The organism is Cellvibrio sp. ARAG 10.3 (assembly GCF_051846955.1).
Lineage (GTDB): Bacteria > Pseudomonadota > Gammaproteobacteria > Pseudomonadales > Cellvibrionaceae > Cellvibrio.
Window position 1 is genome coordinate 350,323 of sequence record NZ_JBPYCU010000003.1, and the last position, 22,405, is coordinate 372,727.

General features: G+C 51.0%; 25 protein-coding genes and 1 tRNA gene. 18 read left to right on the plus strand and 8 right to left on the minus strand.

Annotation, left to right across the window (positions count from 1 at the left end; all coding sequences use genetic code 11):
* Positions 1–24: 24 nt before the first annotated feature.
* Genes ACSV5M_RS06135 through ACSV5M_RS06145 form a run of 3 tightly spaced genes read right to left on the minus strand, consistent with a single transcriptional unit; the run spans position 25 to position 3,189 of the window.
* Complete coding sequence (locus ACSV5M_RS06135) at positions 25–381, minus strand: FHA domain-containing protein (protein WP_439174738.1); 357 nt, start codon at positions 379–381, stop codon at positions 25–27.
* A gap of 36 nt (positions 382–417) precedes the next feature.
* A complete protein-coding gene (locus tag ACSV5M_RS06140; protein ID WP_439174739.1) occupies positions 418–2,820 on the minus strand; it encodes a protein kinase domain-containing protein in 2,403 nt (800 codons plus the stop codon).
* Positions 2,821–2,832: 12 nt separating this feature from the next.
* On the minus strand, positions 2,833–3,189 hold the full coding sequence (locus tag ACSV5M_RS06145) for an FHA domain-containing protein (RefSeq protein WP_439174740.1): 357 nt from the start codon (positions 3,187–3,189) through the stop codon (positions 2,833–2,835).
* Between the two features lie 446 nt (positions 3,190–3,635).
* Between ACSV5M_RS06145 and ACSV5M_RS06150 the strand changes: the two genes are divergently transcribed.
* The 16 genes from ACSV5M_RS06150 to ACSV5M_RS06225 all read left to right on the plus strand — a co-directional run bounded on the left by ACSV5M_RS06150 (position 3,636) and on the right by ACSV5M_RS06225 (position 19,159).
* Positions 3,636–5,834 (plus strand): AsmA family protein, encoded by a 2,199-nt coding sequence (locus ACSV5M_RS06150; RefSeq protein ID WP_439174741.1) that lies wholly within the window; start codon positions 3,636–3,638, stop codon positions 5,832–5,834.
* Positions 5,824–6,882 carry an A/G-specific adenine glycosylase gene (gene mutY, locus ACSV5M_RS06155; RefSeq protein ID WP_439174742.1) on the plus strand — a complete coding sequence of 353 codons (1,059 nt, stop codon included), beginning with the start codon at positions 5,824–5,826 and terminating at the stop codon, positions 6,880–6,882. The genes ACSV5M_RS06150 and mutY overlap by 11 nt, the downstream gene beginning before the upstream one ends.
* 27 nt (positions 6,883–6,909) lie before the next feature.
* A complete protein-coding gene (locus tag ACSV5M_RS06160) occupies positions 6,910–8,679 on the plus strand; it encodes an ABC transporter transmembrane domain-containing protein (protein WP_439174743.1) in 1,770 nt (589 codons plus the stop codon).
* Positions 8,680–8,910: 231 nt separating this feature from the next.
* A complete protein-coding gene (locus ACSV5M_RS06165) occupies positions 8,911–10,755 on the plus strand; it encodes a glycoside hydrolase family 2 protein (protein ID WP_439174744.1) in 1,845 nt (614 codons plus the stop codon).
* 121 nt (positions 10,756–10,876) lie between these two features.
* Positions 10,877–11,371, plus strand: a complete 495-nt coding sequence (locus tag ACSV5M_RS06170) for a hypothetical protein (protein WP_439174745.1) — start codon at positions 10,877–10,879, stop codon at positions 11,369–11,371.
* A 1-nt stretch (position 11,372) separates the two neighbouring features.
* A complete protein-coding gene (locus ACSV5M_RS06175) occupies positions 11,373–11,621 on the plus strand; it encodes a hypothetical protein (protein WP_439174746.1) in 249 nt (82 codons plus the stop codon).
* Entirely contained in the window at positions 11,614–11,769 is a 156-nt protein-coding gene (locus ACSV5M_RS06180; protein WP_439174747.1) for a hypothetical protein, read from the plus strand. The genes ACSV5M_RS06175 and ACSV5M_RS06180 overlap by 8 nt, the downstream gene beginning before the upstream one ends.
* 107 nt (positions 11,770–11,876) lie before the next feature.
* Entirely contained in the window at positions 11,877–12,152 is a 276-nt protein-coding gene (locus ACSV5M_RS06185; RefSeq protein WP_439174749.1) for an oxidative damage protection protein, read from the plus strand.
* A 109-nt stretch (positions 12,153–12,261) separates the two neighbouring features.
* Positions 12,262–12,337, plus strand: a tRNA-Phe gene (locus tag ACSV5M_RS06190).
* Between the two features lie 185 nt (positions 12,338–12,522).
* The gene (locus tag ACSV5M_RS06195; RefSeq protein WP_439174750.1) at positions 12,523–13,770 is read left to right on the plus strand and encodes a tyrosine-type recombinase/integrase; all 1,248 of its coding nucleotides are present in this window, start codon (positions 12,523–12,525) and stop codon (positions 13,768–13,770) included.
* A gap of 247 nt (positions 13,771–14,017) precedes the next feature.
* On the plus strand, positions 14,018–14,710 hold the full coding sequence (locus ACSV5M_RS06200) for a hypothetical protein (protein WP_439174751.1): 693 nt from the start codon (positions 14,018–14,020) through the stop codon (positions 14,708–14,710).
* Between the two features lie 134 nt (positions 14,711–14,844).
* Positions 14,845–15,087, plus strand: a complete 243-nt coding sequence (locus tag ACSV5M_RS06205; protein WP_439174753.1) for a helix-turn-helix transcriptional regulator — start codon at positions 14,845–14,847, stop codon at positions 15,085–15,087.
* Position 15,088: 1 nt separating this feature from the next.
* Positions 15,089–15,421, plus strand: a complete 333-nt coding sequence (locus ACSV5M_RS06210) for a hypothetical protein (RefSeq protein ID WP_439174754.1) — start codon at positions 15,089–15,091, stop codon at positions 15,419–15,421.
* Positions 15,399–15,758 carry a hypothetical protein gene (locus ACSV5M_RS06215; RefSeq protein ID WP_439174755.1) on the plus strand — a complete coding sequence of 120 codons (360 nt, stop codon included), beginning with the start codon at positions 15,399–15,401 and terminating at the stop codon, positions 15,756–15,758. The genes ACSV5M_RS06210 and ACSV5M_RS06215 overlap by 23 nt, the downstream gene beginning before the upstream one ends.
* A 10-nt stretch (positions 15,759–15,768) precedes the next feature.
* Complete coding sequence (locus ACSV5M_RS06220; protein ID WP_439174756.1) at positions 15,769–16,107, plus strand: hypothetical protein; 339 nt, start codon at positions 15,769–15,771, stop codon at positions 16,105–16,107.
* A gap of 73 nt (positions 16,108–16,180) precedes the next feature.
* Complete coding sequence (locus ACSV5M_RS06225; protein WP_439174757.1) at positions 16,181–19,159, plus strand: DUF927 domain-containing protein; 2,979 nt, start codon at positions 16,181–16,183, stop codon at positions 19,157–19,159.
* Positions 19,160–19,218: 59 nt separating this feature from the next.
* Here ACSV5M_RS06225 and ACSV5M_RS06230 read toward each other — a convergent pair whose 3' ends face one another.
* Genes ACSV5M_RS06230 through ACSV5M_RS06240 form a run of 3 tightly spaced genes read right to left on the minus strand, consistent with a single transcriptional unit; the run spans position 19,219 to position 20,433 of the window.
* Positions 19,219–19,560: a hypothetical protein gene (locus ACSV5M_RS06230; RefSeq protein WP_439174758.1), complete on the minus strand. Its 342-nt coding sequence runs from the start codon at positions 19,558–19,560 to the stop codon at positions 19,219–19,221.
* 49 nt (positions 19,561–19,609) lie between these two features.
* Positions 19,610–20,023 (minus strand): RadC family protein, encoded by a 414-nt coding sequence (gene radC, locus ACSV5M_RS06235; RefSeq protein WP_439174760.1) that lies wholly within the window; start codon positions 20,021–20,023, stop codon positions 19,610–19,612.
* Between the two features lie 41 nt (positions 20,024–20,064).
* Positions 20,065–20,433, minus strand: coding sequence for a hypothetical protein (locus ACSV5M_RS06240; protein ID WP_439174761.1), 369 nt, complete (start codon positions 20,431–20,433; stop codon positions 20,065–20,067).
* Positions 20,434–20,591: 158 nt separating this feature from the next.
* Between ACSV5M_RS06240 and ACSV5M_RS06245 the strand changes: the two genes are divergently transcribed.
* Both ACSV5M_RS06245 and ACSV5M_RS06250 read left to right on the plus strand, forming a co-directional pair.
* Complete coding sequence (locus ACSV5M_RS06245) at positions 20,592–20,834, plus strand: helix-turn-helix domain-containing protein (protein WP_439174762.1); 243 nt, start codon at positions 20,592–20,594, stop codon at positions 20,832–20,834.
* A complete protein-coding gene (locus tag ACSV5M_RS06250; protein ID WP_439174763.1) occupies positions 20,831–21,178 on the plus strand; it encodes an antiterminator Q family protein in 348 nt (115 codons plus the stop codon). The genes ACSV5M_RS06245 and ACSV5M_RS06250 overlap by 4 nt, the downstream gene beginning before the upstream one ends.
* A gap of 9 nt (positions 21,179–21,187) precedes the next feature.
* On the opposite strand, the gene ACSV5M_RS06255 is transcribed toward ACSV5M_RS06250, so the two are convergent.
* Complete coding sequence (locus tag ACSV5M_RS06255) at positions 21,188–21,472, minus strand: helix-turn-helix domain-containing protein (RefSeq protein WP_439174764.1); 285 nt, start codon at positions 21,470–21,472, stop codon at positions 21,188–21,190.
* Positions 21,465–21,779, minus strand: coding sequence for a hypothetical protein (locus ACSV5M_RS06260; protein WP_439174766.1), 315 nt, complete (start codon positions 21,777–21,779; stop codon positions 21,465–21,467). Before ACSV5M_RS06260 ends, ACSV5M_RS06255 begins: the two co-directional genes overlap by 8 nt.
* Positions 21,780–22,405: the final 626 nt, after the last annotated feature.

A 22,405-nucleotide genomic window follows, 5' to 3' on the forward strand; every position in this document is an offset into this window, starting at 1 on the left:
GACACCGGCAGAAATTGGAGGTGCTTAGATGCCCGGGATAATATGGGCGGTTTTTTCCAGGGTAGCTTCGTTGTTGTCGATAAATTTGAACTGATTCCAGGCGATGCGCACCTGGTCGTTGTGATGCAGCCGCTGGGTACCATTGATGCGCTGGTCGTTGATAAAGGTTCCGTTAGTGCTGTTAAGGTCGATCAGGTAGTACTCGTTGAACTGCGGAAAATGTTCATTGGGTTTTACCAGCAAATTCGCGTGGCGCGCGCTCACGGCGGAATCATCGATCTGGATATCGCTGGCAGGATGACGGCCAATCTCCAGGGTGCCCTGGCGCAATTCAAATTTGTTGGCGACCACGTCGTCGATCAGTTGTACGAGCATTGCCATAAAGAGTCCTCGCGGGTTGTAAAAAGAGTAAAAAAATCAGGCAAAATCTTTTTGTAATGCCTTGCGTAGCGAACGCGCCATATCGGCCGCATTGCCGTAACGATCACCCGGTTCCTTTTGCAGTGCCTTGTTGATTATACGGCTGGCACTGGTGGGAATTTGTGAACGCAGATCACGAATGTTTTTATGTTTGCCGTGAATAATTTGATAACTCAAACCGGCAATATTATCGCCGTGAAACGGCAGCTCACCGCTGAGCAATTGAAAGAAGGTCACCGCCAAACTGAATATGTCGCTGGCCTCGCCGACCTTCTGCCCTTTCACTTGCTCGGGCGACATATACAACGGACTGCCGACAATCTCACCGGTTTGCGTGCGCGCGTCGCTTACAATGCGCGCGATACCAAAATCCGTTACCGTCACTTTTTTGCTGTCGGGATGATAGAGAATATTGCCCGGCTTGATATCGCGATGGACAATTTGCCGGCTGTGCGCATAGGCGAGTGCTTCGGCCACATCTGCCACGATGCGATACACCTGGGCCATCGGTAATAAATTTTTCGGCGTAATAAAATTACTCAAGGGTTGGCCCGCCACATAATCCATGGCGATAAACGCCAGATCATGCTCTTCACCCACATCGTAGACCGTCACAATATTCGGGTGACGCAAACGCCCGGCGGCTTCCGCTTCACGAAAAAAACGCGTTTTTACCGCAGCAAGTTCACCCGTGTCGTAACGGGAATAATCCAGGGTTTTAATTGCCACCCGCCGCGCAATCTGCGGATCGTGACCGAGATACACCACCCCCATGGCACCGCGCCCTATTTCACGCTCAATGTTGTAACGGCCAAATTGCGGGCGACTGTGGGGATCGGCAAGCACCACCGTTTTACTCAGTGTCAGTTCGATATCTTCGGCGGGCGAATGTTGTTTGTCGGTTAATTGTTTTAACCGTTTGGTCACGTCTTTAAATGAACGATGGCGTTTGTACAACACGCGATAAACCGCCAGCGCATCGCTCAGCCGCCGTTTGCGCTCATGCTGCCCACCAATGTCATACAGCAATTGCAAAACGCGTTCAGACGTTGCGCAGTCCTCCAGGGCTTTTACCGCTTGATCGAGTTGCCCCTGCTGCATCAGTTGCTGACTTAACTGGCAAGCCACATCCTGATGGCGTTGCTGCAAACGCTTGTGCGGCTTTTGTTGTTGCCGCCACAACGCCATCACCAAAAATCCCCACAGCACATATTGCATGGTTAATCCCAGCGGCAACCAACGCGACTGGGTAATTTGTCCACCCAACTGCACCACCAGCAGCAACAATAAACACAGCAGGGTGGCCAGCAAAGCGACACCACCGCTCATACGCGGCAAGATCCACAACAGATAAACCAGCATCAACAACAGCAAGATTTTTTCTGCACCGTAAAACCACCAGGGCGAGGTGTGATAATTATCGGTGTACAGGCTTTGCATTAACCCCGCCAGGGACAATAGCGATTTATCGTCGGCAGTACCGATCAGCAATAAGGGGGGAGATTCTTCACTGGGCTGCTGCAGGAAACGCTGCAAGGTGTAATGACGGGTGACCGGCGGAAAGGGACCCTGTGCCTGGAATACCGGTATCACGCTGCCGTCAATATTCGTGTACAAACGCCCTTGGGTTGCGCCATGTAATTCGCTTCGGCCACGCCAGGCCAGGTTGTCCTGTAACGGCAACAATGCCAGCGCCATACTCGGATACCAGGCGCCCTCGCGAAACCAAAGCAACGCCTGCTGTAAATTATTTTCCTGAGAATTTATGACAGGTGCTGGAAATATTTGCCACGGCAGGTTAGCGGATTCCAACAGCGGCGCAGCGGGAAATAGCAGCGGTTGCATACTGGCAGGCAACCATTGGTAGTACATCGTCCAGCGCGGCTCCCTCGCCATCACCTGTTGTGTTGGCGCAAGCGTGGTCGATAATGTTTTGCTACCAACAATGACGTCCGGCGAGGTAAGCCAACGCTGTAATCTTTGCTGCGCTGCAAGGCGCGTTTGCCAAGCCGCATCGGCAGGTGGCGGCGTGACATCCGAGGGTGGTGTTTCAGTAACTGGCAAGGCAACAGGTGGGACAAGCGGGCGCGGTAAATCGTTGAGGATAATGCCAGTGCGTTGTTGTTTTTTACTCAAGTACTCGATCAGTGACAGCACGTCCGGGTCCTGGCCTGGATCATCCATCAACTGCTGCATCTGCGTCGACGAAAGTTCCAGAATATCGATAACCGGGGGGCGCTGGATGCCGCGCGATAAGGACGCGCCAGTAAAAAATAATTGTCGATCAAGCTGGGTCAGAAGTGTTGGCGTAACCGCGCTCAGGATAAGCCACAGCCCTGGCACCCACACCAGTAAACGCAAATCAAAAAAATTAATAATCGATTGTAAAAGAGATCGCATGGATTCAGCGCATTAGCGGTCCGTGTAATAAATACCGGGAATCCAGCTTTTCTTAATGCGCACGGTTTTTTCCAGCTCGTTGGGCAAGCTATCCACCACGCGCAAATTATGTGTACCGATCACAATATTATCGGCCGCCTGAATGGGGCTGATGGTTAACCGTTTGCCGTTCACAAACACACCGTTGGTGCTGTCAAGATCGCGAATCTGATATCCGGATTCGGTTTTCTCAATAATGGCGTGTTGCGCACTGACCGTCGCGTCGTCAATCACAACCTGATTACTGGTGCTGCGTCCGATGGTGATGTGTTCGGCGAGTTCGTAATGAGAAATATTCGACCCGCGCAACTCATGCAGAATATAAGGCATGATGTATTCCCCAAGTTTATGGTGGTGTACTGCCCTGAGCGGACATTCCCTTGGTGTCGCTTGTGTGTCACAGCAGGTCTACCCTGGCGACTGCGATCAAATTTTGAACCACAACGCAGAATAGCACAGCCTCCCCATACAAATTGTGACGCCAATCCGCTCTGTCAGTATGGAATACCCAAAAGGGCTCCTATCCGCCATGGCAAACAAAACTTTAGGAATAGCTTTGCGTATTTTTATACTCAACTCCCCAACTGGCCTCGACTGATTCATTGGTGCCGGGGCACTTTCGATTTACACTGGACTCTACATTTTTCAAGGCGCTATCTGATTATTTACGTTGCGATCCAGTTATTTAAGGTGCTATCTAGTGCCCCCTCTACAAAAAACCGGCTTATTGCCATTGTCATTTAATGAGTTGCCGCTGCTGGCGTAAGGAGCCCGTTGTGAAGTTGTTACTCAAAAGTCTTGCTGTGCTGATCGGATTGGTATTGCTGGCGCTGATTCTGCTGGTATTGTTGTTCGATCCCAATGTCTTTAAACCGCGGATTGAAGCCCTGGCGCGCGAGCAAGGTGTGGCCTTGAGCATCAACGGCGACCTGGGCTGGACCTTATGGCCCAGCCTCGGAATTGATGTCAATGATGTACGCCTCGCTGCGCTCAATACACCAAATCAACCCATCGCCCGGCTGAACGAAGCCAGTTTGTTACTGGCAATCAGACCCCTGTTCAGCGGTGAGGTTATTGTGCATCACGTATTGGTCGATGGTGCCGTTATTGATCTCAGTGTGGATGAACAAGGCACCGGCAACTGGGAAGCCTTGACCACCGACGACAGCACAACCGCTGAGACACCGGCTGTGCCGGGCGCTAGCACAGCAACTCCCACTGGCGACACGGCAAGCACCGCTGATACGGGCCAGCAGATGCAACTCGCCATTGAAAAAATCAGCCTGAACAACAGCGCCCTCACCTATACGGATGCCCAAAGCGGACAGCAGATCGCCGTCGAGGATATCGCACTGATCGTCGAACAGTTTAATTTGCAAGGTGACCCGTTTGACCTGCAATTGTCCCTGATGACCCGCATCAGCCAAGCCGAGCAACCGAGCCAGACGTTGAATTTGGAAACCCGTATGCAACAGCAAGTGTTGTTGTCCGAAGACTTCAATAATCTGACGTTACGCGCTGGCCAACTTACCGTGAACATTAAAGGTCCACAAACCGCCGAGCTGCGGGCCGATTACCAGGTCGCATTGAGTGATCTGCAAAACGCACCACGCGTTGAAGGTGACATCACTGTTCCCTCATTTAATGCACGCAAACTGTTGGCCGCGTTAGGTACTGAGCTGGAAACCGCTGAGGCTTATGCCTTGAGCGATGTTTCACTCGAGACCCGCTTTACCGGCAGCCCGGAGGCGATCACCTTTGAGCCATTGACGATCAAACTGGATCGCACCACCATCAAGGGGCGTGCGGCGATAACCGATATCACTACTAGTGCCATTAACCTGGTACTCACTGGCGACACTATCAATGTTGATCACTATCTTGCCCCCGCCAGCGACACCGAAACGTCTGCCGCCGCCGATAGCACAAGCGGTGATGAAGAACTGATTCCACTGGAAACCGTCAAGTCTTTGAATGCAGACATCAGTGTCGATTTTGCGCAGGTTACCGTCGCCGACATGCCACTGAAAAATATCAGTCTGCGCACGACAGCACGCGATGGCCTGGTCAAAGTCAGCAAGGCACAAGCGACAGCTTATGAAGGCATCATCTCGGCCACCGGTACACTCGATGGCCGTGGCGACACAGCTGCAATCAAGTTCGACGGCAAGGTCGACAGTTTTCAGCTGGAACCCTTCCTGAGCGATATGGCGCTGAATGAAAAAGTGAATTTCACCGGTGCGATCAACGCCACCACCACCGGCACCACACGGGGGGTTACGATGAACCAATTGTTGGACACCCTAGTTAACGAAACCAACATTACCGGTGCACAGGTGCGCTTTTTCCCGCTAAATATTGAACAGAAATTCTGTCAGTTGGTGAACCTGGTCAACCGGGTGGATGACCCGCAAAAAGCCTGGGAAGATTTTACCGAGATGGAAGATCTTTCCGGCAAGATCACCATGGCCAACCGGGTGGTTACTGTTGAATCCTTTAATGCAGGCATCGAGCAATTGATGCTCGGCGTCAATGGCAAGCTTGATTTGGGTGATGACCGCTATGATTTCCGCCTGCCTTTAAAATTAATCCCCACGGCCACTACAACTGAAACTACCAGCGACGGCACTACGGTAGCGGCAACCAGCACGGAAGGGTGTATCATCGGCAGCAACTACTGGTTAAACCGCAGCCTGTCGCTCTTGCGTTGTCATGGCTCGCTGACCGATTTAAACCCGGTGCGCGACTGCCGCCTGGATAGCAAGGCCCTGGCTTCGCTGACCAAGGATTTTGCAGAATATAAATTGCGCGAAAAACACGGCGCCAAGATCGATGCCGCCGAGCAAAAGGTGGATGCCAAAAAAGACGAGTTGCGGAAAAAACTCGATGAAAAACTGGGCGGTGAAGGCACCGGAAAAAAAGCCGAAGACCTGTTAAAAAATATCTTCAACAAAAAGAAACAAGATGAGCAATGATTTTTCCCGCGCAGTCCTTACCTGGTTTGACAAACACGGTCGCAAAACCCTGCCCTGGCAACAGGGCATTACGCCTTATCGCGTGTGGTTATCCGAGATCATGTTGCAACAGACCCAGGTCACCACGGTTATTCCTTACTTTGAACGTTTTGTGGCGCGTTTTCCGGATGTAGCCAGCCTCGCAGCCGCACCGATTGATGACGTATTGCATTTGTGGACCGGGCTGGGCTATTACGCCCGGGCGCGCAACCTGCATCGCTGTGCTCAAACGATCGTGCACGATTATGCTGGTGAATTTCCTGACAGCGTCGAGGCATTGGCGGAACTACCAGGCATTGGCCGCTCTACTGCCGGCGCCATTGTGAGTATTGCGTTCAAACAACGCGCCGCAATCCTCGATGGCAATGTCAAACGCGTACTGGCTCGCCACCATGCGGTCGCCGGCTGGCCCGGCGAAGCCAATACCCTGAAAACCTTATGGACCCACGCCGAAACACATACTCCCGAAAAACGCGTCAATGATTACACCCAGGCGATGATGGATCTCGGCGCTACCCTGTGCACACGCAGTAAACCCGCCTGCGAACGCTGCCCGGTGATGACTAGCTGTTTGGCCTATGCAACGGGCAAAGTGAGCGTGTATCCCGGTAAAAAGCCGAAGAAAACCTTGCCAGAAAAAGCCGTGCAACTGCTGATGCTGCGCAATCCGTCCGGCGAGATCTTATTGCAACAACGCCCGCCGCAGGGCATCTGGGGTGGGCTGTGGAGCTTTCTGGAGATTGCGTTGGATATGGATGCTGAAGGCTACGCGGAGGACCGTTTTGGCAAGGTTGTCGCCAGTGAAACCTGGGATGCTTATCGCCACACCTTTAGCCATTATCATCTCGATATTACCCCGGTCTTAATACAATTAAAAAAAACACCCACTAATATTGCCGAAGCGCACCAGACGCTCTGGTACAACCCGCACCAACCCGGCACCATCGGATTGGCCGCGCCGGTTAAAAAACTTCTGGAAAAATTAGCGGAGTTTGACCCGCGACGATAATTTTTCATCCTCCAGCGGACTGTATTTATGGACTCAACCCTACCGGCGCCGCTCTCCCGCCGACAGATTTTGCTGGACCTGCTGCGCCCCTATCGAGGGCGCATCGCGCTTGCGTTGATTGCACTGGTCGTCGCGGCGAGTTGCATCCTGTTTATCGGCCAAGGCTTGAAGCAAGTTATCGACCACGGCTTTATTGCCGGCAGTGAAGCGTTATTGGATTACGCCCTGCTCGGGTTGCTGGGTGTGATAGTGGTGTTATCTCTCGCGACCTTCAGTCGTTTTTATCTCGTGTCCTGGCTAGGTGAACGCATCACCGCCGATTTACGTCGCCGCGTGTTTGCCCACCTGTTAACCCTGCCCCCGGCCTTCTTCGAACAAAACCGCACCGGTGATGTGCTGTCGCGCTTAACTAACGATACAACGCAATTGGAAACAGTGATCGGCTCCAGCGTTTCCATGGCGTTGCGCAACGTTCTGTTGTTGATCGGCGGCTTGATCATGCTGGCGATCACCAGCCTTAAATTAACCGCGCTGGTGTTATTGGCTATCCCGTTTGTCTTGGTGCCCATCATTACCTTCGGGCGTCGATTGCGTAAGTTGGCGCGGGCCAGCCAGGATCGCGTCGCGGATGTCGGTGCCTACACCGATGAAGTCATCCACGAAATTCGCACCGTGCAAGCCTACGGTCATGAAAGCGCATCCACAGCAGAATTCAACGCACGCGTGGAAGATACCTTTAGCACCGCCGTAGCTCGCATTCGCCAGCGCGCCCTGTTGGTTGCCGCGGTGATTACACTGGTCTTCAGTGCGATTGCATTAATTTTATGGGTCGGCGGCCACGACGTATTGGCCGGGCGCATTAGCGGCGGTGAATTATCCGCCTTTATTTTCTATGCTGTGGTGGTTGCCGGCGCGATGGGTACTATCTCCGAGGTGATTGGCGATTTGCAACGCGCTGCGGGCGCGACTGAACGCTTGGTTGAACTGCTGACTACACCATCCACCATTATCATTGCACCACAGCCCACGCCTTTACCCCAGCCCGCGCGTGGCGCCGTGAGCATGCACCAGGTGCGTTTTGCCTATCCCACCCGCCCGGACACACCGGTATTCGACGACTTTACCCTGGAGATAGCTGCCGGTGAAAAGGTGGCATTGGTCGGCCCCTCGGGCGCCGGGAAAACCACGGTGTTTCAGCTTCTGCAACGCTTTTACGATCCCTTGGTCGGCAGGGTTTGTATCGATGGCATCGACTTAACAACAGCTGACCTCAATGACGTGCGCCGGCATATTGCCCTGGTGCCGCAAGACCCGGTGATCTTCGGCACCAGCGTGCGCGATAACGTGCGCTACGCGCGGCCGGATGCCAATGACGATGACGTCATCGCTGCATGCGAGGCGGCTTACGCGATGGAATTTATCCAGGCGCTGCCGGAAGGCCTGGATACGTTTCTCGGCGAGCGCGGTATTCGGTTGTCGGGCGGACAAAAACAACGCCTCGCCATCGCCCGCGCTATCCTGGCAGATCGTCCGATCCTGTTGCTCGACGAAGCCACCAGCGCACTGGACTCCAACAGCGAACTCGTCGTGCAACAAGCGCTGGAACATTTAATGAAAAACCGCACGACGCTGATGATCGCGCACCGTCTCTCCACGGTGGTGAATGCGGATCGCATCCTGGTGCTGCAATCCGGGCGGATTGTGGCCAGCGGCACGCACAATAGGTTACTGGCAGAAAATCCCCTCTACCGACAACTGGCGCGCTTGCAATTCCAGTTGGATGCGCCGGCCATATAGGCAGGGATATTACACACTGGTGTACTTGCGTTGCAGCGATGCACCCTTAAGCCGATAGGGGCCCTCATTACGTTGATAAAAATAAGTTTGGTAAAAAAATTTCCCGCCACAATGCCTGAGCTGTTAGGCTTTGTGGCCTATTGATCTCTGCCTAAATTGATACCTGCACAAGCCCCCAGCAGAGGGGCGAGAACATCCGCACAATAACCCGATAATAATGGGAGACTCACTGTGAAAAAAATCATTCATAGCCTGGGGTGGCTTGCCGTGTTGTTCAGTGGCATCGCGAGCGCTGCAGACACCGCGCTACAGGTTTATACACGCGACACCCACTCACTCAATGGCGAGTGGCGCATCATTGTCGATCCTTACGAGAACGGTTTTTATAACTACCGTTATGAGCCTTTTGATCAACAGGAAAACCCCTCCGTTAACGCCTTCTTCACCGACTCGAAGATGCAAAAGTCCACCGACCTGGTGGAATACGATTTTGATAAGGCCCCCACGCTGCAAGTCCCCGGCGACTGGAATACGCAAAACGAAAAGCTCTATTACTACGAAGGCAGCGTCTGGTATCGCAAAACATTTGATGCGCCGGCGATGCAAGATACCGATCGCGTCTTTGTCTATTTTGGTGCAGTTAATTATCGGGCCGATGTGTATCTGAATGGAAAAAAACTCGGCGTCCACGTCGGTGGATTCACGCCCTTCCACTATGAAGTTACCGACAAGATAAAAGCGCAAGGCAATTCGCTGATCATTAAAGTCGACAACAAACGTCACGCTGATGCTGTGCCCACATTGAACACCGACTGGTGGAACTACGGTGGCATTACGCGCACCGTGCAATTGGTGGTTGTGCCGGAAACATTTATTCGCGACTACACCATTGCACTGACGTCATTGGAAAATAAAACCGTGTCCGGTCGCGTATTACTTGACGGTGCCAAAGGCGGCGAAACTGTGCAGCTGACACTGCCTGAATTGAACATCAAGCAAACACTCACAGCGGATAAAAGCGGGCAGGCAAGTTTCCGCTTCTCGGTACCCGATGCGCAGCTCTGGTCACCGGAAAACCCCAAACGCTATACCGTTGAATTTCAGTCAGATGCAGACAAGCTGACCGACAAGATCGGCTTGCGCACCATCACCACCAAAGGAAAACAATTGCTGCTTAATGGCGAGCCATTGTTCCTGCGTGGCATTTCCGTACACGAAGAATATTCAGCCGAGAACGGCGGGCGTGTGCGCAACAAAGGCGAAGCAAAACAATTGCTCCTCTGGGCCAAAGATCTGAACGCGAATTTTGTACGCCTCGCCCATTATCCGCACAACGAAGATATGGTGCGTCTCGCCGATGAAATGGGTTTATTGGTCTGGTCGGAAATTCCCGTGTACTGGACCATCAACTGGACCAACGAAGCCACGTACCAAAATGCCGAAGACCAACTCAGCGCGATGATCGAGCGCGATAAAAATCGCGCGGCTATCATCATCTGGTCCCTTGCCAATGAAACCCCCGTGTCCGCTGCGCGCAACCGTTTTCTCGAGCGCCTGGCTAAAAAAGCCCGCTCACTGGATAACACGCGCTTACTCAGCGCCGCGATGGAAAAACATTACCGCAGCGACAACCCCAACATCGCGGTGGTGGAAGATCCGCTCGCCGAACTTGTCGACCTGGTGAGTTTTAATCAGTACATCGGCTGGTACGATGGTCTGCCGGAAAAAGCAGAGCGCGTCACCTGGGAAATCCCTTACAACAAACCGGTGTTTATCAGCGAATTCGGCGGCGGCGCCAAGCAGGGTTACCACGGCGATGCCAACACCATCTGGACCGAGGAATACCAGGAAAGCATCTACCTGAAAACCCTCGCCATGCTCGATAAGATCGACGGCTACGTCGGCACCTCGCCCTGGATTCTGGCAGACTTCCGCTCGCCGCGCCGCCTGCTCAACGGCATCCAGGACGACTTCAATCGCAAGGGTGTCGTGTCCAACAAAGGCATCAAGAAAAAAGCATTTTATGTACTGCGCGATTACTACCAGGCAAAAGCCAAGCCGGTGACGCAGGAATAGCTTCACCTTAAAAGCTTGATTCGTTATCTTTTGAAGTGGTAGCCACAAATCACTTGATGTGAGCCGTACAGTCAGGGCTTTTCATCACAGGAGGATAAAGAGGACCGGTTTACGTCTACGGATGCGTGAAGAGTTGGAGCAACGCTATAACAAGTTGCGGCTTGATGCTCTAAATAGCGCCAATCAAGTGCTTGATGACCCGAACATTCGACTCAAGCTGGTGGATAGCGGCACCTACGCTGCATTTAAGCAATGGGATAAACAGCCAGATCGCATCAAAGATTGGAACTGGCCAAGTGCTCTACAGGAATGGAAATTAAAGTTTCCCAAGCGTTTTGAAGCAGCTGCATGGAAAAACAATAAGCTGGCAGGTTTGTCACTTGGTAGACCCACTTATGCAGGAACAGGCTTGAGGCTGGATTACATTGAAAAAGCACCCGTTACGGACATTCGCCTGGTTGAAACCATGCTGGTGGCATTAACCGCCTATGGTGTACTTCTGGGAGCAAATCACTTAAAAATTATGCATCCAGTGAACACAACCGTAAGGGATTATTATGTGAGCTTCGGTTTTACTTATCTACGTGGGCAGGATTGCTGCATCAGGAGATTATGACATGGGGCATATTAAACACATTAAAGATAAGCAGGATGAAAAGCTAAAGAATAAATCCGATGAAGAAAAAGCCCTCGCGGCTGCGCGCCGTGCCATGGAGGAAATGCGACGGAAACGCCATCTTAAAGAGCCGGATCAGTTGGCCTCCGGCAAGTCGGACAAAGATGGAAATATGGTGATTGAAGAACTGACGCCTGATGAGGAAATAGATATTGATGGCGTTGAGACCAAGGAGTCCAAAGATGACTGAACCCCAAAAAGTGAAAAGCCTGTCACCACAAGAAAAGCAATATGCAGTACTACCCAATGAAGCTGACCCAAAATCTTCCTTACCCAAGGCAATGGCAGCAGCACTCAAAGCCAGCGGCATGGCGAAGAAAGCCAGAAAGGCTAAATAGACAACATCACGTTAATTGGATGGCGCAGATAATATAAAGCAATCGCTGGCATCCACCGGGCTGCGCCGTTATCCTGCGCGCTCCCGAATGTAGCAGGAGGATTCACCATGCCTCGTACCGTTTTCTGTCGCAAATACAAGCAGGAACTGGAAGGCCTTGACCAACCGCCGTACCCCGGTGCCAAAGGCCAAGACATCTACGACAACATCTCCAAAAAAGCCTGGCAGGAATGGATGACACACCAGACCATGCTGATCAACGAGAAACGCCTCAGCCTGATGGACATGGGCGCCCGGACGTATCTAGCGGAACAAATGACACGCTTTCTCTCCGGGGAAGACTATGATCAGGCGGAAGGTTACGTGCCGCCGAGCAATAAATAACCAACCGGCATAAAGATCGCGGAGAAAGAGGACAAAATTGCTGCCGCAGGCTTGACTCGCTCTGGCCGAGCAGGTTTAATACGCGCCTCTTGCGCAAGCAAGATTCCAAGCCCAGATAGCTCAGTCGGTAGAGCAGTGGATTGAAAATCCTCGTGTCGGTGGTTCGATTCCGCCTCTGGGCACCATACAGAAAACCGATACAGTCCGATATCGTCCAAAGGCCCGCGTAATTGCGGGCTTTTTCGTTTATAATCCGTCCATTACTGTCCTATCCAATCCATACGAATCCGGCGTTTTTTTGGGGTACATTTCGGGGTACATCAGATACCCCAACTACCATGTACCCCAACCGGCGTAAGAGGTAGACGCAATGGCACTTACCGATACCAAAGTCAAAAACGCAAAGCCAGCCGAGAAGGATTACAAGCTCTATGATGAGCGCGGCCTGTTCGTATTGGTGAAAGTGAACGGCGCAAAATACTGGCGCCTTAAATACATGAAGGACGGCAAAGAGAAGTTGCTCGCCCTGGGTGTATATCCTGAAATTACCCTCAAGGATGCCCGCGATCTACGCGATAGAGCACGCACCCAAGTAGCCAAAGGCATCGACCCCAATGAAGCCAAGCGTGCAAGCAAAGCCACTCAAAACGGTATCGACAGCTTTGCGGCAATTGCACGGGAATGGTATGAAAAACAGTTGCCAACCTGGGCACCCGCTACCGCTAAAAAGCGCTTGGCTCTGCTGGAAAATGATTTATTTCCCTGGATGGGCAACCGCCAGATTGATGAACTTACTTCAAGGGATTTATTGACTGGTTTGCAACGAATCGAAAACCGGGGAGCAAAAGACACCGCCCACAATGCCCGCCAAGTACTCTCACAAATATTCCGCTATGCGCGCGTAACCCAGCGCACCACCAATGATCCGGTACAAGATTTAAAAGGCGCACTCGCTCCCAAACTTGCAAAGCACCGCCCGGCCATCACCGACCCGGCAGAGCTGGGGCGTATGCTGGTAAAAATCGAGCAGTACAACGGCAGCTATATTGTCCGGGCACTTCTCGCCCTGTGCCCGCTGCTATTCCAGCGCCCCGGCGAAATGATCGCCATGCAATGGAGCGATCTTGACCTTGAGGCCGGGGAATGGCGTTACACACCCCCAAAGACCATCAAGAAAACAACCTGCCCCGACGGCACGCCGCACACGGTCCCGCTCAGCAAACAAGCCATAGGCATCTTGCGCGAACTGCATCCGCTAACGGGACAAAGCCCTTTTGTGTTTTCCAGCCAGCGGCGACAAGGCAAACACGCCAGCGAAGGCACCATTAATAAAGCGCTGCAAATCATGGGGTACGACACCAGCAAAGATCATTGCGCCCACGGCTTCCGCTCCACTGCCCGCACCATACTTGATGAAGTGTTGGGCTTCCGCGTGGAGTGGATCGAGCACCAATTGGCGCATGCGGTGCGTGATGCCCTGGGCCGTGCATACAACCGCACTACTCACTTACCCCAACGCAAAGAAATGATGCAGAAATGGGCCGATTACCTTGATGGCCTGCGCCTGCAAGCCCAATCCCCCAACGTCATTACCGCGAACTTCGGTAGAGCTGGGTAAAACGTTTCGGCTACGGCGGTTTTGCAGTGGGGAACGTGGGGACACTGGGGAACGATTACTCTCTCACGTAAGAAAATCAAAGAGTTATAGATAGTTTTATGGGTAATAGTCGTTCCCCACTTACTTTTCGTAGAGCGGGGAAAGCGGGGAACGTTTATGAGCTGGGCCAACGGTCCGCACCCCAACGAATGATAATCATTATTGATTAAGTGGCCGTTTGTGCATTCACCGTAGAGGTCGTACCAGCATGACTGAAAAGAAAATTCAAATTAAGCGTTATCGCCCATTGTGGGGAGTGCTAGATCCTATCTGGGATGAAAACTGGGACGAACTCAGAAAAATGGTGGCCATCCTTACGGGCGGCGACAATGCAAACCATATTAGGCATTGCGTTAAATATGATTTTCTTAATGTCGAATTGGTTTTAGATCGAATAAGAGAATTTACAGATAAGAAAGCTCCTTTTCCTTATCAAATAAAAGATGGCGACGCAGTTTACGATGACTTGAATCGCACTATAGTATTTTGCAAAGAGGGGCTAAATAAAATTACTGACAGATCAAAACCTGTCGAGGAACTTTTGCTCTTGATGTTTGAGCTAGGAACTCAAGTCGGGGCTTTAAATAATCAGGATCTTATTCAAACAGGCCGTACGTCTATAATTGACAAACATCGCGCCGGCGCAAAGGGAGCGGAGCAGAGAGAAAGGCAAGGTAAAGCGCGACAAGCTGCGTACCTGGCATTGATGCATACAGTCAAAGAATCAGGTAACAAACCGACAACAAAGCACTTAAAAGCTTATCTTAAATCAAATACAGGGTGCCGCTTTCAAACAGGCATTGAAGAGTGTCCTGAAATCTGGATAGAGAATAACGGTTTTGTTGACTCCATTGGCAATTACAGTGATTCAGCAGTATCTAAATTAAAATTCAGTGAGTAATTTTTTGCAGTAACCATGCTTCTTGCATAATTTCTTGCACTAAGCATGGTTACTGCAAAAAATTATTGTTCCCTACTCCAAATTCAACCTATTAAATACATAACCATCTAAACAAAGCCTATGGAGGCCGATAGATGGTTAATTCCTCTAACATTCAAAACCAAGCCATTGGTTTTTACCGCGTCCAGCAAATCACAGAATTACTGTGCATCTCCAAAAGTACCTGGTGGTTATGGGTTCAGAATGGGCGCGCGCCCAAAGGCCGCAAGCTCTCCCCTGGCGTTACCGTCTGGAATAGAGCCGACATTCATGCCTTGATTGAGAATCCACCCGGCGAAGCTTCACATGGTGGGCCAGATTCACCGGAGGCAGCTTGATATGACCTCCCGCACCCAATCCCATTACACCCCCAGCCAAATCATTGACCGTTGCGCCCGTATTACGCTGGATGATCTTTTGTCACGCGGTTCCAATGTCCGCAATCCTATGTTTAAGCACCTTGCAGGCTTTATGCACAGTACGACTGTTGGTGCGCATTTGTTGGAATGGCCTGACGGTACTTTGGTGCTTGTAATAAGCCGGCGCGCGTCCGAGTTTTCACAATTGACAGCCGAGGTAATCACCGCCGCCTACCGTTGGGCAGCGAATGGCCATGGCCTTATCTATCGTGATACCGGGGGAGAATGCCGTGGACAGCATGCCGTTATTTGATCTGGAATTGCTGGAGGTTGAAATGGCGACCCCCTACTTTTGTTCAACCGTGGCCGAGTTGAAGCACTTGCTTAAACAGCAGGGAGTATTTCCTACATCACAGCAAGAGCTTGGTTGCCAGATCGCCTGCCGCAGATCGCGATCACGCGCCCCATTTACCACAGTTCTTGCCGCCTGGCGGGATGGGAATTGGAGCTGCCTTCATGAGGAATTTAACCGTGATACACCTATCGCACCGGGACAATACCAAAAGGCCTATTACGCCAGCCGCGATGAAGGAAAGCATTTTTACCACCTGGAGACAGACACAGCCCGTGATCTGCTCTTGCACGCATAGGGGTAAACAAATGCCTACCGTTATTCCACCAATGGAAGCAAGGTTTTATTTTCATGAAGTAACGCCCCACATGATGAAAAACCCGGCCTTTCCACAATCAATTGCCCTGGCTTTTCGTCGAGCTATCCAAGACGACTTTTATCAAGAAAAACACCTGGCGTTTGCCAGTTTTAGCGGCATGCACTTTGTTTTATTAACAAGTTTTTTTGAATTTTCCCCGTGTGATCTAAGCAATTCTGAGCTGATAAAAATACTCGATATTTGTCAAAACGACATGTGTTATGCAGGTGGCTCACCTTCGGAAATAGATTTGGATCGGTTACACAAATACCGCTTGGAACCGGCTTAGGCCGCGCGCTGAATGCCGCTCTTATCGGGTGCGGGAAATACGCTTTTTAATTTGAATTAATGAGTTTTTTAGAATGGGTAAAAAACTGGATTTCAAGAGAATAAATTCACTGGCCTTGGCGCAAGCCGAATCCATCGTGAGCCACTACGCACCGGACGGGAAACTAAACGGGCGTGAATGGGTGGCCCGTAACCCCAACAGGAACGACAGCAACACCGGCTCCTTCTCCATCAATGTAGATACCGGCGTTTGGTGTGATTTTGCCACTGACGACAAAGGCGGCGACCTGGTGAGTTATGTGGCTTATGTCTTGCGCTTAAGCCAAGGGGATGCTTGCAAAACCTTGGCGTACTATCTGGGGGTGAGCAATGAAACCTTGGGGGAATTTGAGCATGTGAATACCACCACTCCGACACCCCCAAAGGCTCCCAAAGAACCCACCTTTAAGCCGATATTTCCACCTCCACCCGAGGCTGCCAAAAGCTGCCCCTTCAATTTCCCGCAATTCGGCAAGGCATCACGCTACTGGGATTACAAAAGCGCCTCCGGTGATTTGCTGATGCGCGTGTGTCGCTTTGATCGCACGACCAGTGCAGGCGAACGTGCAAAAGAATATCGGCCTGTGGTGTACGGTACGGGCATCAGCAAAGGCAAAGAGCGTACCGGCTGGCATTGGCGGCAATTACCGGGCAATCGTCCACTCTATGGGCTGGATTATCTGGCCGCTGCGCCAGTATCTGCCCCTGTGGTATTGGTTGAGGGGGAAAAGGCTTGTGATGCGGCGCGCGGACTGTTCAATGGTTACCCCTGCATAACCTGGAGTGGTGGCAGTAAAGCGATTGGAAAAACCGACTTTGCGCCCTTGGCTGGCCGCGAGGTGTGGTTGTGGCCGGATAATGATTTGGCCGGTGATAAAACCGTTGATGCGCTGCGCCCTGTGCTGAATGCAATAGGCGTTAAGTCTTTCCGGGTATTTGATTTGGGGGTGTTCTCCCGCTTTGCACCTGGCGAGTCTGGCCAGTTGATTGAATCCGCCACAGCATGGCCGGAAAAAGCCGACGCCTTCGATGCGGTCGCACTGGGTTGGAATGTGCAGCACCTTACCGCCCTGGAAACACAACGGGCGCTTTTGCAGCCCTTGGAAGGCGAAGCACCGGCACCTATGCCCAACATCACCCCCAATGCTGAAACGGCCACCAGCGATAAATCAAGCGCAGTACCTTACGGTTTTAAAGTGGATGATTCCGGGGTTTGGGCCTATGACGCCAAAGCGGAAAAGCACCGCCGAATATGTTCGCGTCTTGACGTGCTGGCCTATTGCCGCGATGCAGACGACATTGGTGATAACTGGGGAATATTGGTGCGGTTTAAAAATCGCGATGGAAAAGAAAAGCACCTCAATTTTCCGTTGGAATTATTCGGTACCGATGGCGGCACAGAAGTCACAAAACGCCTGCTGAAAACCGGGCTGGAGTATGACGCGCACCGCGAATCAAAACGCAAAGTGCTGGAGTATCTGCAAGGCCATAAAACCCAAGAGCGTATCGGTTTGGTACACAAAACCGGCTGGCATAAAAGCGCGTTTGTGTTGCCAGATCGCATTATCGGAACGACCGATGAACAGCTTCTGTTTTACACAGAAGGTGCAACGCTATGCAAATTATCTGAACGCGGCACACTGGCCGATTGGCAAGAAAATGTAAGCCGCTATTGCATTGATAACCCTCTGGCGTTGTTTGCTGTAAGTGCTGCCTTTTCCGCGCCCCTTGTTGATCTGCTGGGCGTTGAAACCATGGGCTTCCATTTTTACGGTGATAGCTCTTGGGGTAAGTCCACCCTGCTAAATATTGCATGCTCGGTGTTTGGTAAGCCAGATGAATACAAAAAAGCCTGGCGATCTACCGATAACGGAATGGAAAGCCTCGCCGCCTCCCATTCTGAAATGTTGCTGGCACTGGATGAGATTAACCAATTCGATCCGCGCAAACTGGGCGATGCAGTTTATATGCTGGGTAATGGCAGTGGTAAAACCCGCGCTAATGATCGTGGGGGCGCTCGTGATGATATGCACCGCTGGCGCTTCACCTTTCTGTCGAACGGTGAAAAAACATTAGAGCAATACATGGGCGAGGCAGGTAAAACCCAAACGGCAGGCATGGAAATGCGCTTTCTGGAGATACGCGCAACTTTGCATGATTCAGAAGCCGATATTAAGCGAATGGGGGTGTTTAATAACCCTCATGGCCTCATGGGCGGAGCGGCGCTCTCAGAGCTGCTTAAAGGCAATATGGCGCAATATCACGGCACCGCATTTCCCGCCTTTTTAAATGCGCTGGTGCGCGAGCTGGAGGGCGATAAACGCGATAAATTTATCTCGGTAATGCTGTCACGTTTGGATAAATTCAGAGGCCGATACCTCACCGACAATGCCAGCGGGCAGGTGCATCGAGCTGCTGTAAAGTTCGCATTAGTGGGGTGGGCAGGTGAGCAAGCTACCCACTGGGGAATTACCGGCTGGCCACAAGGCGCAGCCATGCACGCGGCGGCGGCCTGTTTTAATACCTGGCTTCGTTCGCGTGGGGGTGATGGTAACTTTGAGGAACGGCAAATGCTGGAGCATGTGCGCCAGCAGTTCACTAAATACAGTGAATCACGCTTTAAGCGATGGGATGAGCCGGAAGAAAGTAAACACGCCGTAATAGATTCCCACGTGCCCATTACGGCGGAATGCTGGGGCTTTCGGCGCGAATTGCGCACAAAGGATTATCTGGAAGGCGACTCTTCCGACGTGGTTTTTTATGTGTTCAAAGAATCCTTTAAAAACGATATCTGCAAAGGCTTTGATCACAACCGCATAGCAAAGATGCTGCGCACCCTGAATGCCCTACAGCCCACCGTTGACAAAGAAGGCAAGGAACGTATGGACAGGAAAGAGAAACTACCAAAAATGGGAAATAAGCGGGTTTGGTGTTACAAGGTAATTCTCTCGGCGCTCTTTGCGGATAGTAACGAAGATGGTGGAGACGAATTACAGGAGGCGGCGGGTTTTTAGTGGCTCTCAGCAATAAAAAGCCGGTATCTTTTAGAGCCGGCTTTCCTTATTTTTATAGATTAGTTGAATTCGCTATCCCCGCTCTGGGCGTCCAGCATTCCCAAATGGTCTGATATTGCAAACAACCGTGCAGTAGCTGACTCCACAAGTTCAAGCCCGGCCTTTAGATGTTCTTCATAATCCTTGATTTGTTCCATAAGTGCAGCCATCCCCTTAATACCCCCATCTTCATCAAATGCCGTTAAAAGCTCATCCGATGAGCGTGATAGCGTCAGCATTAATAATCTCCTTTTTGTTCCCCAGTTCGCATTATAGTTTTGTTCAAACTCGGCAAATTGCGCTTGCGTAAAGACTGGTGCGAAGGAAATAGCGGAGGTGTCATTTTGTGTTAATCGGCTCATAGCATTTGTCCTCGGTGAATAATATGGATAGTTAATCATGAATCTAAATTCAACCAATAAGTCCAGCACTGGCAAAACTGAACGTTAATTCTTTTCCGACCACGATATGGTCCAGCACTCGAACATCAACCAGCCTTAATGATTCTTGCAACCTTTGTGTTATCAGCTTATCGGCGCTACTTGGCTTAGGACTGCCAGAGGGATGATTGTGGGCAACTATGACCGCCGCCGCATTAGCAGCGAGCGCTGCTTTCACCACCTCTCGCGGATACACAGACGCGCCATCAATAGTTCCACGAAACAGCTCTGCCACATCAATAAGGCAATTCTGGCTATCAAGGAACATCACAACGAAGACTTCCTGTTCTTTTTGAGCAAGCATTAAATTTAGATAGAGTCTGGCCTGTTCGCTTGCTGCTTCTGGCGAGGTGATAGCAGCACCACTTTCACATAAGGAAGACATTCACTAATATGTTTAACAGCGTTCATATTCTTCTCCCTGTATCAGGCAAAGCAAGGCTTTGCAGTTTTGATAAATGGCTTGATAAATGCTCTTGCCAACACCGTTTTTGCGGTAAGTGCCGCGCTTAAATCACTGAAATAAATTTCTACCGCAAGTTGATCGCGCAGCTTGGTGGAGGGGGTAAGTTTTTCATCAACACAAACGGTATAAACGGCTTGTATTGGCTCGTTGGTTTGTGGGCATTGGCGGCACACCTGGAGCGCTCTAAATCGTGCCCACGCTTGTTTAAGCGCATGGGCAATAAAATCCTTTGCAGGGTGGCCGTAACGCTTGGAGGCTTTGCGACATATGCGCCATGCGTCCAGCATGACACGCCGGGCGGTTGTATGTGATAAAGTGAGTTCGGTCATTAGCTGATTCCCATTTAATCGGTTAATGGTGAAGCCCGACGGTGTTGCCGCACTCTCGGGCTTTTTTATGGCTTCCACATAAGCTATTATGGCTCATCCACAGAATAATACAAGCTATTTTAATCTTTTAATGTGCTTTTTTGGCTCACGAGGTGACAATGACGATATCTGGTGTTCAATCCAGAATGGCGCGGGCCGCACTTGGCTGGAGTGTCAAAGAGCTTGCCGACATATCCATGGTGAGCATTACCACCATTAAGCGGATAGAGGCATCTGATCAAGTTTTAGAGAGTGCGCAAATAGGAACCTTGCAAGCCATAACCAAGGCTTTTACCGATACCGGTAAGGTTCGATTTGAGGGCATGGACGGGGTTTTTGCAGTGATGGCCACGCCTGAATGAAAAAATACTTACTCATGATTGAGCAGTGGGGGCTTTGGGTGCGTTGCAGCCGTAGCGTAGATCTAAAAGCGCGCAGCTCCATGTTGGAAGTGATGCAATTGGTTAAACCTAGCCGATCTATTTATCCTTCAATTACTGATGACGATGCTTTAAGGGTTGATCGTGCAATAGCGGCACTGGGTAAAGCCGATCAACAATTGGAAGAAATTATTTTCTTGCGGTTTGTGTGTGATTACAGCATGCAGCAAATTGCGGCTCGTTTTAACGCCTCTCGCGATTCTGTGACAAAGCAGCTCGGCCAAGCAACTGGATTTGTTGCTGGAGTATTGGCAGCAAGAGATTAGCACACGTAGTTACGCTGGGCGCAGCTCGCGTAATGTTTCTGGGTGGCGCAATGCAATTTGTAGCAGCGTTTTGGCTGCACCAGATGGCTGCTTCCGGCCTTGCTCCCATTCTTGCAACGTACGTTTGCTCACCCCCAAAAGCTCAGCAAATGCAGATTGCGATAAGCCTACTTTGTTGCGAGCTTCTACGGCGGTGGATACTTCTACCTGGTGAATGCGAGCAGCTTTACCGGCCTTCATTTCTTTTACTGACTGCAGCAAATCGGCCTGGAATTTTTCAAGCTCTTTATCCATGGTGAATGGCCTCTTTAAGTTGATTTAAAAATACAGCGGGCAAGTTGTCATACTTGGCTTTGGTGTAGGCAATAAGCAGCCATATTTGTCCGTCATCAAGCATGTTGTAATAGACAACTCTTGCCCCTCCACGCTTACCCATTCCAGATCGTGACCAGCGTACTTTGCGCAAACCACTTGTGCCGGGAATTACATCACCTGCCAGCGGGTTTTCCGCTATCCATGCAATGAATGCTTCCAGTTCGTCGTCTTGCCAAATATCGGCAGCATGCTTCTGAAAGGTGGGGGTTTCGATAATGGTATACATGGGCGAAGTATACGCCCAAAGCGTATAGCGGTAAAGCTTTTATAATATGTTCCACGGCATCTAAAAAGTTTGGTGCCGCTTGGGGGTGAGTGTGCATGTTAATGGTATCGCCAAAATAATGGCTTCCCCACGGTCTTAATTAGACTGTAGTCCCCATTCCTGCATACCAGTGGGGCACGGTGTTTGGGGAATTTTTAGCAATTAAATATTAATAAAATCAATTACATAAAAATCGTTCCCCACTTTCCCCGCGTTCCCCACTATAAAAAACCACCTAACCGTTATCCTGAACAAAATAACCTGTCCCCCGCCCCCTTAAATTGGCGGGCTTAGCGCGCAATGTTCCACGGCTTGGCAAGCGCGAAGGATCGCATTCAGATGTATGGTGATTAGCTTTTTTTGTTGGTGCTGACACCTGCTGCCCGGTGGCCAGTTTTGGTGATGGAGGGGTGGGTTCAAACCTTGGGGTATTTCTACCGGACACCGCACCCCTAATGCAATTTTTACACGGTGCGAATTGAAAAGAGATTCACCATTTTTATGGTGAGTTCAATTACGGTGGGGGGTATTGAAAGTGCAAGGCAAATATCCACTACAACAGCCGCTCCCTGCACGCCATTTGCAAA